The organism is Sphingobium sp., from assembly GCF_003248505.1.
Taxonomy (GTDB): Bacteria; Pseudomonadota; Alphaproteobacteria; order Sphingomonadales; family Sphingomonadaceae; genus Sphingobium.
In genome coordinates this window covers 17311-27493 of record NZ_QFOA01000043.1, presented here as the reverse complement: position 1 = coordinate 27493, position 10183 = coordinate 17311, and the positions used below count along the sequence as shown (strand labels likewise).

Here is a 10183-nt window from a genome sequence, read left to right as displayed (position 1 = left end):
GTCGCGGAAGCGCATCCAGACGCTCTCTATGTGATCATGGGCGCCACGCACCCCAATCTGGTGCGCGAACAGGGCGAAAGCCTGCGCGAGGGGTTGAAGGCGCTGGCAGGCGAATTGGGCGTCGCCGACAACATCCACTTCGTCGACACCTATATCGAGCAGGAGGAACTGCTCGATTTCCTGCAGGCCGCAGACATCTATGTGACGCCCTACATCAACCCCGCACAGGTCGTTTCGGGTACGCTCAGCTACGCGCTGGGCATGGGGAAGCCAGTGATCTCCACGCCCTATGTGCAGGCGACAGAGGTGCTAGCGGACGAACGGGGCGTGCTGGTGCCCTTCCGCGATCCGCAGGCGCTAGGACGGGAAATCGTACGACTGCTGTCGGACAGCTATGTCCTCAACGGTTATGCGCAGCGCGCCTATGCCTATGGCCGGGCGATGATCTGGAGCGAGATGGCGCGCAATGTCGGCCAGTTGGTGACGGCGGCCTGTGCCGGTGCGCCCGCCCGGTTCAGCCCGCGCCGCAGCTATGCGCTGCTCAAGCCCGACATTCGATCCATCGTGCGCATGAGCGATTCCACGGGCATGTTCCAGCATGGCATCCTGTCGATCCCTGACCGCGACCATGGCTATTGCATCGACGATAACGCCCGCGCGCTGATGTTGATGGTGCAGGCGACCGACGTTCCGGCAGAGGAGCGGGAGCGATGGTCGGGCGTCTACGCCAGTTTCATCCAGCATGGCTGGAACCCGGATATCCGCCGCTTCCGCAATTTCATGAGCTTCGACCGGCGCTGGCTGGAGGCGGAAGGGTCGGAAGACAGCAACGGGCGCACGCTCTGGGCGCTGGGCGTCACCATGCGCGATGCCGCGCAGAAGGCAATCGGCGAATGGGCCCGCAGGCTGTTCGACACGGCGGTGGAGCCGCTATCGGAACTCAAGTCTCCGCGCGCCCGCGCCTTTGCGATACTGGGATCGGTGGCCGCGCTCGAAGTCGTGCCGGACCATCGTGCGGCGCACGCGCTTCTGGCCGAGTTTGCCGATGGATTGATGGCTTTGCCGGCAGGACCGTTGCCTTCGTCATGGCTATGGTTCGAGGACGTGCTTGCCTACGACAATGCGCGCTTGCCCGAAGCGCTGCTGCGCGCCGGGCGGATGCTGGAGCGGGACGATATCGTGCAGCGCGGGCTCGAAACCTTCCGATGGCTCTGCCAGCAGCAGACATCGCCCGAGGGCTATTTCCGCGCGGTGGGATCGGAAAGTTTCGGGCGCCCCGGAAAGCCGCCTCTTCCCTACGATCAGCAACCGCTGGAGGCGCTGGCGACGGTGGAGGCGGCTCTCGCCGCCCATGCCGTCGATCGCGATGGCGGATGGCTTGAAAAGGCGGAAGCCGCCTATCGATGGTTTCTGGGTCAAAACGACCTCGACACGCCGTTGACGACACCGTTCAATCAGGGTTGCTATGACGGGCTGACGCCGGGCGGTCCGAACCTGAACCAGGGTGCGGAATCGCTTTTGGCATTGCAACTTGCATCCTGCGCTATGAAGCGCGCCATGGGGCTGCTATCAGGCGGCGCAATGACGCACAATTCGGACAAACCCTCCGTTTCTGCCTGAAGCGGAGGGGTACAGGACTGCATGCCGCAAAAAATCAACGCGCTTCCCCTTCGCCTGACTGCCGACCCCACACGTGTCGTCGTCAGGCCCTTTCACCTTGCCTTACAGGGCGCGCGCGGTGCGCCTAGTCGGACGCAGCGGCTGGCCGATGCCGTGCTTGCCCTGTCCGACGCCGAAGTCATGGAAGGGCTGAACCATGTTCTGGCCGGGTTCGAGGCACGCCACTGGCAGATGCGACGCGTGTTCAGGACACGCTTCGACGATATCGCGCACCGGCTGATGCTCGACCCCGACAGCGTCGGTGATGAACGGTCGCAGTTGCTAGGCGCCTATTTTTGCCACGAATACAGCTATGCCGCCGCTGCGCTGATGAACCCCAGCGTCGTGCCCCACCCCGACCAGAGCGGCCTTTCGCGGGGCAGTATGCGCATCGTCATGTCGTTACGCGCGGTCGGCGAAGGGCATATCAGTTCCATCGCTTTTCGCGAGGGCATCATATCGGAAGAAGGCGAACTCCATCTGGCGCCGGAACCCCCGTTCGCCACCGCCGCCGACTTCCATGGTGACGAGGAACAGGACACGGTCGGTCCGGTCAAGATCCACCGCCATGCCGACAGCAACCTTTCGGGCACCGTGATCTTTCCGATCACGGCGGCGCAGGCCAATGGGCTGGAGGATTTGAGGCTCGTCGCCTTCACGCATGACGATGGGACGCGCGAATGGCTGGGCACCTACACCGCCTATAACGGGCGCGAAATCCAGTCGGAAATGATGCGGACCAGCGACTTTCGCAGCTTCTCTCTCTGCCCCCTGTCGGGGAGCGCCGCGCGGAACAAGGGCATGGCGCTTTTCCCGCGCAAGGTAAATGGCCGTTACATGATGATCGGGCGGCAGGACGGGGAAAATCTCTACCTTATCCAATCGGACAATCTGCTGGACTGGGGCGAGGGACAGCGCATCCTGACCCCGCTGCATTCGTGGGAACTGGTGCAGATCGGCAATTGCGGCGCGCCCATCGAACTGGACGAAGGCTGGCTGCTGCTGACGCATGGCGTCGGCGCGATGCGAGAATATTCGATCGGCGCGGTGCTGCTGGACAAGGCGGACCCGAGCAAGGTCCTGGCCCGGTCGAGCAAGCCGATCCTGGCAGCGTCGGAGGATGAGCGCGAAGGCTATGTGCCCAACGTCGTCTACACATGTGGCGCAACGCGCATCGGCGACCAGATTTTCATGCCTTACGGCGTTGCGGACAGCAGCGTCGCTTTCGCCTTCGTCGGCATTTCGGACATGTTGTCGCTGATGACGTGATTTTTCGCGACGGGTTCGGGGCGCAGGCGGCGTCCTTACCATGTCACTCTCCCCCCCGGAGTGACCCCTGAACCTCGGCCCCGCCGTGAGCATCGCTCCGGCGGGGTTTCTTTTGCCGTTGCGCTCAACGGACCTTGAAGCTGTACCCGCCATCGACACGCTGCCTGTCCGTGCCCACGACATGCCATTTGAGATCGTAGCTGCCCACTGGGAGCGGACGCGGCAAAGTGACGATCAAGGTCTGCCCGTCGGGCGCGACGCCGGTTGCAAAGCCCTTGATCAGCATCGGCGGATGATCGGCCATGCCGGGCATCCCGGTCATCACGATATCGACGCCGGACATTTGCGGGACGATCGCGTCCGAAAAACGGAGCGTCAACTTCACAGGTTTCGCGACGGTTGTATCCGCAGCGGGGCTGGACGACAGCAATTTGCTTTGCGCGGCGGCAATGCCCGGCAGGGAAAGGGCGGCGGCGAAGAAGGCAAAGAACATTGGTTTCACGGCAGGATCTCCATCGGATACGAGGGTGTTACGCACGGCCTTGCCCGATCCCTCGGTCACGGCGCATAGATTTTGACGAAATGTCATGAGGGCAAGGCAGCATGCGCGCGTATGGATCGAAAGGATGGATTAGAGACATGAGCGATCTTGACCGGATGCTGGAGCAGATGCGGGATGCGACGACCGACGGGCGGCTGGCGCAGATGGACAGCGCCGTGATCGCCGGTGCGGCGCGACGGCGCGAGCGGACGGTGGCGCGGCGCAGCATGGCACTGGCCGGATTGCTGGCGGTGGGGATCGGCTGGGCGGGAAGTACGATGCCGAGCGCCCCGGCGCAGGCTTCGCCCCTGGCGATCGGCATGTCGGACTACGCCCCTTCCCGCCTGCTCGGCCAATGACGGGGCGACGCTATCTGCTGGTCGCGCTGGTGGCGTTCGCTGCCGCGCTGGCCGCGGTTTTCATAGGGCGTTTCTGGTTCGCTTCCCCGCCGCGCGTGGAAAGCGAAGTTCATGCCCTGCTGCACCAGCGGCTGACGCTCAATGCCGGGCAGGAGGCGCGCATCCATGCGCTCGAAAACGGCTTTGCAAGGCGTCGGGAAGCACTGGAAGCGGACATGCGCGCGGACAATGAGCGACTGGCAAGCGCCATTGTCGCCGAACATGGCTATGGGCCTAAGGTCGCTGCGGCGGTGGATCGGTCGCACCGGGCCATGGGTCAGCTTCAGAAAGAGACGCTCCAGCACATCTTCGCGATGCGCGGCGTGTTGCGCCCCGATCAGGCGGCGCAGTTCGACGCTGCCGTGGTCAAGGCGCTGACCCAACCGGCGCGGTGACTTTCTCCGATCCAGAGGATGCCATGCTGGCGGCGCGCGCGCTGGCGGGGGATCAGGGGGCCTATGGTAGCCTTATGCAACGGCACCGGGACGCGGTCTACCGGCTGGCGCGCGGCCATGTGGGCGATGCGGACGAAGCGCTGGACATCACGCAGGAAAGCTTCATCGCCGCCTTCGCCGCGCTCGAAAGATACGACCCCGCCCGCCCATTCCGGGCCTGGATCGCGCGGATCGCGCTCAACAAATGTCGTGACTGGGGGCGGCGGCGCGCGGTGCGCCGTTTCTTCACCGGCGCGCGACCGCTCGACGAAGCGCTACAGGTCCGCGACGACAGCGCAACGCCGGAGGAGGCGTTGCGGTCCTACGGCGAGATCGACCGAATCCACAGGGCCGTCTCGGCGCTTCCAGCCGCGCTCAAGGACCCTCTGCTACTGTGCGCCATCGAAGGAATGAGCCATGCGGAAGCCGCGCAGATATTGGGCGTCACGCCCAAGGCAATCGAAACGCGGCTTTACAGGGCACGCATGAAACTGGATAAAGTCCTTGCATATTGAACCAAGGACGATCCTCTAAGAAGTCATAACATAGATTATTTATTGATCTGGATCAGGAAATATATCCGGTCTAAAATACTGGATCATTTCCTTCCCCTTCGGCCACAGGAACCTAGTAAAAATCCGGTCGTTATCTCTCTTCTACAAAGGGGGGCCGATTGATTATCTTGCATCTTGCGCTCGGAGGTTGCCTGAAATCTCCCCCCGTCAATTATGGCATTACGGCAGATACCGGGGGGCACATCGCTTATGTGCTGGAGGCCGCGAGCCATCAGGCTCGGCTCGACGATGTGACGGAAGTGCTGATCGTCACGCGATGTTTTAGCGATCCACGGTTCGATCCCGTCCATGGAACGACGCATGAAAGCATGGGCCCGAAAATCGCCATTCACCGCATTGCGACCGATCGATCCGCCTATTGCGAAAAGGAGGATCTGGAAGCGGAAACGGCGTCGTTTACCGCGGGACTGATCGAATATCTGGCTCGGCTGCCGAATCTTCCCGATGTTATCCACGCGCATTTCGCGGATGCCGCAGCTGTCGCCATCGCTGTTCAGAAGCGGTTCGGTATTGCCTTCGTCTTCACGCCGCACGCGCTGGGCGTCGACAAGCAGCTTCAAGGCCTGTCCTGCCCCGGCCTCGACCGGCGGATCGAGGCGGAGCGGACGGCCATCGCGGCGGCTGGCGCGCTGATTGTATCGACGCGGGACGAGGGCGAACGCCAGGTGGGTGCCTACGGACAGACAATGGGGCAGCGCGTGCATGTCGTCGCTCCCGGCGTTCCCCGGAGAGACCTGCCGGTTAGTGAGGGTCATGCCGAAGCGCTATTGGCGGAGTGGTTCGACCGGCCTCACCTTCCCATCATTCTGGCTGTGTCCCGGCCCGTGCGAAAAAAGAATCTTGCCGCGTTACTAGCTGCGTATGCGGGCGATCCCGCTTTGCAGGCGAGCGCCAATCTGGTGATCCTCGCGGGACAGCATGTCCACGCAGCGGGCGAGGAACGCGACAATCTGGACGACCTGCTGCGCGTTGCTGCGAGGCATGGGTTGGACGGCCGTGTCGCGATCCCCCCGGCACATGACGCGCAGGATGTGGCGGCGCTTTACGCCTATGCCGCGCAGGGCGGCGTGTTCGTCAATCCCGCCCTGCACGAGCCCTTTGGCTTGACCCTGATCGAAGCCGCCGCTGCCGGAACCCCTGTCGTCGCCACCGAGAATGGCGGCCCCCGCGAGATCGTGGCGGAGATCGGGCATGGCGAACTGGTCTGCCCGCGCGATGAGGATGCCATCGCCGCCGCCATTGGTGGTATCATTCTGCATCCCGAGCGGCAGGCCGCCCTGTCGGACGCAGCAAGGACGGGCGCGGGCCGCTATTGCTGGGATCGCTATGCAAGGCGGTCCATCGATATTTACCGATCCGTCACGCGGCCGCGCCTTTTGGCTTGCGACATCGACAATACCCTGACCGGCAGCCTCGAAGCCGCAGCCGACTTTTTCGTCTGGCATCGGCAATCGGCGTTTCCCTTCATCGTCGCCACAGGGCGGGACTTCGACGCAGCGCGGACGATCCTGGGCCGCTGGGGCCTGCCGGAACCCGACGCCTTTATCGTCGATGTGGGGACGCGGCTGATGCTGCCGGACGGGCAAGGTGGCTGGCAGGAATGTTGGGAATTTTCGCGATACCTGAACGGTGGCTGGAACCGCGAAGGCGTGGTCCGGGCGCTTCGAGCGCTCAAGCTCCAGCCGCAGCCGCGTGCCACCGAAGGCCCCTACAAGATCAGCTTTTTCGGCAATGAGGCCGATGCGGCCCGCATCAGGGACGCGCTGGACGACCACGGCCTTTCCGCAAAGATAGTCTTTTCGCATGGCCGCCTCATCGACGTGCTGGCGCCGCGGGGCGGCAAGGCTGAGGCCATCGCTGCCTATGCGCGGAGGTCGGGCCTTTCCCTCTCGCATTGTATCGCCGCTGGCGACAGCGGCAATGACGCCGATATGCTGTCGGCCTGCGGTCATGCAATCGTCGTCGGTAACGCCACAGAGGAATTGGACGGGCTTGCCGAGCGGAACGGGTCGATGCGCGTGACGCTTCCCTATGCGGCGGGCGTGCTGGAAGGTTTGGCGCTGCTGGGCTTGTACGATAGCGAAACCGATGTCGTGGCTGCCGCGGCATGACGCGCCCGATCGGATATTTCGTTCATCACCAGGGGCGTGGCCACGCGGAACGCAGCGCTGCCATCGCCCACGCCCTCCCTTCGTCGCGCCCGCTGACCCTCTTCTGCGCCCGGGACTACATATTTCCGGATTTGCCTGCCCATGCCGAGATCGTCAGGATCCCGTCCCTTTTCGAACCGACTGGCGGTGAGGCGGGATCGATGGATTGGGTGGCGACGCCCTCGACGCTCCATTGCGCACCGCTCGGCTGGCCCGGCATTCGTGCGGCGATGGCGACGCTGACCGAATGGTTCGAGCGGGCTGACCCGGCATTGATAATCTGCGACGTATCGGCGGAGGTGGCGCAACTGGCGCGCATATGCTCCGTCCCGCATGTCAAGATCGTCCAGCATGGCGACAGGAGCGATCCGGGGCACCGTGCCGCCTATGAGGGGGCGGCGGGCCTGATCGCACCCTTTCATCGCGACCTGGCGCAGGCCGAATGGGACGACGCGATGCTGCGCAAGACTTGCTTTGCCGGAGGGTTGGGCGTCGATCTGCGCGTGCCCGAATATGAGGTGGCACGCCAACGCATCGGCGTCGATCCCGGCGAGGAATTGATCGTCGTGCTTTCAGGCGGGGGCGGCGACGGCTTCGGGCAGGCTCCGCTCGGGGTCGGCGCGCGGTCGAGACCGTCGTCCAGATGGATCACGATCGGCAAGGTACAAAGGGACTGGCACGCTACGGAGCCCGCCAATATCGAACATAGGGGATGGGTGGATAATGCTGCGGACTATGTTTCCGCCGCCGATATCGTCATTTCCTCGACCGGCAACACTGTTTGCCAGCAGGTTTTGGCCGCTGCCAAGCCGTGGCTCGCCATACCCGAATGGCGCTATTTCGACGAGCAGCGCCGCAAAGCGGAAGCGCTGGCGACAGCGGAAGTCGCGACGGTTCGCTCCCACCTCCCCTCGTCCGCTCACGCCTGGGTGGACGCGTTGGCCCAAGCCGCCGCATCGCACCGCCCGGCCCGGCAGCGCGCCATGATCGACGAAGCGCCTGCCCAAAGAACCGCACAATGGCTGGAAGCGCTGATCGATCGCCTGTGGTCGCCCGCACCCATCCTTTCCCATGCATCCAGTGAGGAGTTCCGCAAATCATGACCAAGGTTTCCGTCATCACGCTGGCGAGGGGACGACCCGATCATCTCACAAACCTTGTCCGTGGCCTCAATCGCCAGACGACGATGCCTTGCGAACTGATCGTGGGCGTGATGCAGGACGCACCCTACGCCCTGCCTGAAACCAGGTTTCCCGTGCGGCAGGTTCATGTGCCAGGGGTCGATCTCCCACTCGCCGCCGCGCGCAATCTGGCAGGTGCGATGGCGGTAGGGGATGTGCTCATATTCCTGGACACCGACTGCATCCCGACGCCCGATCTCGTCGCCGACTATGCAGGCCATGCCGCCGCCTTCGACGGGCTGATGATGGGGGAAGTGCTTTACCTTCCCAGCATGGCGACGCGCGGCAATTGGTCGTTCGAGGGATTCGCGTCGGTGGCGGAGAAACATTCGGATCGCCGGGGGCCGCCTGCCGAAGGGATCGAATTGTGCGAGGATTATCGCTGCTTCTGGTCGCTGAATTTTGCCATGCGGGCCGAAACGTTCCTCCGCTCGGGCGGCTTTGACGAGCGCTATGCGGGATATGGCGGCGAGGATACCGATTTCGGCAAAACGCTCCACTGCGCGGGCATCGCCATCGCGTGGGTAAAAGGCGCGCTTGCCTACCACCAATATCACCCGCACCACATGCCGCCGGTCCATCATGTCGAAAGCGTGGTCCGAAATGCGGAACTGTTCGAGGCGAAGTGGGGCTATCGAACGATGGGACACTGGCTTCATGCGTTCCGGCTGATGGGTCTGGTGGACGATACGCCGGGCCGCCCGATCCGCATCCTGCGCGCGCCCGACGAAGAGGATCTGGCGCTGACCGGCCAGCAGAGCCATCAGCCCTATGCGAACACGGCCAGCGTCCTGCGGCTTCTGGAAGCGCGACACGCCGAAACGCTGTCCGCCCTGCCCGCCACCGCCGCCGCCGCTGCATGAAGATCGCCATATTGGCGCATGTTCGCCAGCGTATACGGCAACCGTTCTGCGGTGGCATGGAAGCCCATGCCTGGCACCTGGCCGATGGGCTACAAAGGCGTGGGCATGATGTGACGCTGTTCGCTTCCGGGGACAGCGACCCGGCCTTCAGGATCGATCCTGTCGTGGACGTCCATCATGAGCGGGTCTTCCCGTGGGCGGAACATCGCGGGTCGGCACCGCTGATCCACCATCTCGACACGGCCTATGCAGCGGCGTGCGACCGGATCGAGGCGGGCGGGTTCGATGTGGTTCATAACAACAGTCTCCATCGCTTCCCGCTGGAGCATCGTCGAACCGGTCGGACGCCCACCGTCACGTCGCTGCATGTGCCACCCTATGACGCGATCCACGGCTTCGTGCATCAAAGCCCATCGCTCCGGCATCGCATCACGGTCACGTCGCGGCGACAGCTCGACGCCTGGTGGCCGGCCGGCGCACCCGAGACCGTATCGGTCCTGCATAACGGAATAGATATCGACCGATGGCCCTATGGCCCGACGGGGAACGGCTTTGCCATATGGTGCGGGCGGATTACGCCGAACAAGGGGACGCATCTTGCCGCACAGGCGGCGATAAGGGCCGGGATGCCGCTGACGATCTTCGGCGCGATCGAGGACCCGGAGTATTGGGAGGGGTCTGTCGCTCCGCTGATCGGTGGGGACATCCGCTATGGGGGGCATCTCGACACAGTCTCGCTCGCGGCGGAGATGAAGCGGGCCTCGCTGTTCGTCTTCACGCCCTGCTGGGACGAACCCTTCGGGCTGGTAGCCGCGGAGGCCATGGCCTGCGGCCTTCCGGTCGCTGCCTTCGACATGGGGGCCGCAGGCGAGGTCATCGGAAACGCGGGCGTGTTGGCGCAGCCCGGCGACGTAGACGGCCTCGCTGCTGCGATCCGCGACGCTGTCGGTATCCCCCGCGACATTCCCCGGCGGCGGGTCGTCGATATGTTCTCGCAGGACCTCTGGCTGGCGCGATGCGAGGCCTTGTACGAGGGGGTGTGCGCCAAAGCACACAGGGCCGCCGCGGCATGAGCGCCTGCGCCGGGCCGACATGCCATCGTCGACACGCATA

At 64.0% G+C, this 10183-nt stretch carries 10 protein-coding genes; 9 read left to right on the top strand and 1 reads right to left on the bottom strand.

The window, feature by feature from the left end; genetic code table 11:
• Both DI606_RS13205 and DI606_RS13200 read left to right on the top strand, forming a co-directional pair.
• Nucleotides 1–1620, top strand: a 1620-nt coding sequence (locus DI606_RS13205) for a glycosyltransferase (protein ID WP_293983760.1), incomplete at its 5' end; no start/stop codon positions are given.
• Between the two features lie 21 nt (nucleotides 1621–1641).
• Complete coding sequence (locus DI606_RS13200; protein WP_293983758.1) at nucleotides 1642–2928, top strand: glycoside hydrolase family 130 protein; 1287 nt, start codon at nucleotides 1642–1644, stop codon at nucleotides 2926–2928.
• Nucleotides 2929–3052: 124 nt separating this feature from the next.
• Here DI606_RS13200 and copC read toward each other — a convergent pair whose 3' ends face one another.
• Nucleotides 3053–3421 (bottom strand): copper homeostasis periplasmic binding protein CopC, encoded by a 369-nt coding sequence (gene copC / locus DI606_RS13195; protein WP_293983766.1) that lies wholly within the window; start codon nucleotides 3419–3421, stop codon nucleotides 3053–3055.
• A gap of 146 nt (nucleotides 3422–3567) precedes the next feature.
• Between copC and DI606_RS13190 the strand changes: the two genes are divergently transcribed.
• From DI606_RS13190 to DI606_RS13160, 7 genes are all read left to right on the top strand, one after another.
• On the top strand, nucleotides 3568–3828 hold the full coding sequence (locus DI606_RS13190; protein ID WP_293983756.1) for a hypothetical protein: 261 nt from the start codon (nucleotides 3568–3570) through the stop codon (nucleotides 3826–3828).
• Nucleotides 3825–4262, top strand: a complete 438-nt coding sequence (locus DI606_RS13185; protein ID WP_293983753.1) for a periplasmic heavy metal sensor — start codon at nucleotides 3825–3827, stop codon at nucleotides 4260–4262. Before DI606_RS13190 ends, DI606_RS13185 begins: the two co-directional genes overlap by 4 nt.
• Nucleotides 4259–4816 (top strand): RNA polymerase sigma factor, encoded by a 558-nt coding sequence (locus tag DI606_RS13180; RefSeq protein WP_293983750.1) that lies wholly within the window; start codon nucleotides 4259–4261, stop codon nucleotides 4814–4816. Before DI606_RS13185 ends, DI606_RS13180 begins: the two co-directional genes overlap by 4 nt.
• 158 nt (nucleotides 4817–4974) lie before the next feature.
• Complete coding sequence (locus DI606_RS13175) at nucleotides 4975–6987, top strand: HAD-IIB family hydrolase (RefSeq protein WP_293983747.1); 2013 nt, start codon at nucleotides 4975–4977, stop codon at nucleotides 6985–6987.
• Nucleotides 6984–8129 (top strand): glycosyltransferase, encoded by a 1146-nt coding sequence (locus tag DI606_RS13170; RefSeq protein ID WP_293983744.1) that lies wholly within the window; start codon nucleotides 6984–6986, stop codon nucleotides 8127–8129. Before DI606_RS13175 ends, DI606_RS13170 begins: the two co-directional genes overlap by 4 nt.
• A complete protein-coding gene (locus DI606_RS13165) occupies nucleotides 8126–9070 on the top strand; it encodes a glycosyltransferase family 2 protein (RefSeq protein WP_293983741.1) in 945 nt (314 codons plus the stop codon). The genes DI606_RS13170 and DI606_RS13165 overlap by 4 nt, the downstream gene beginning before the upstream one ends.
• Nucleotides 9067–10143, top strand: a complete 1077-nt coding sequence (locus DI606_RS13160; RefSeq protein ID WP_293983738.1) for a glycosyltransferase — start codon at nucleotides 9067–9069, stop codon at nucleotides 10141–10143. The genes DI606_RS13165 and DI606_RS13160 overlap by 4 nt, the downstream gene beginning before the upstream one ends.
• Nucleotides 10144–10183 lie beyond the last annotated feature (40 nt).

Excerpts from the sequence above, each read along its gene's own strand:
- DI606_RS13200 (WP_293983758.1), top strand. The coding sequence starts at position 1,642 with ATGCCGCAAAAAATCAACGCGCTTCCCCTTCGCCTGACTGCCGACCCC.
- DI606_RS13165 (WP_293983741.1), top strand. The coding sequence starts at position 8,126 with ATGACCAAGGTTTCCGTCATCACGCTGGCGAGGGGACGACCCGATCAT.
- copC (WP_293983766.1), bottom strand. The coding sequence starts at position 3,421 with ATGTTCTTTGCCTTCTTCGCCGCCGCCCTTTCCCTGCCGGGCATTGCC.
- DI606_RS13170 (WP_293983744.1), top strand. The coding sequence starts at position 6,984 with ATGACGCGCCCGATCGGATATTTCGTTCATCACCAGGGGCGTGGCCAC.
- DI606_RS13190 (WP_293983756.1), top strand. The coding sequence starts at position 3,568 with ATGAGCGATCTTGACCGGATGCTGGAGCAGATGCGGGATGCGACGACC.
- DI606_RS13160 (WP_293983738.1), top strand. The coding sequence starts at position 9,067 with ATGAAGATCGCCATATTGGCGCATGTTCGCCAGCGTATACGGCAACCG.
- DI606_RS13185 (WP_293983753.1), top strand. The coding sequence starts at position 3,825 with ATGACGGGGCGACGCTATCTGCTGGTCGCGCTGGTGGCGTTCGCTGCC.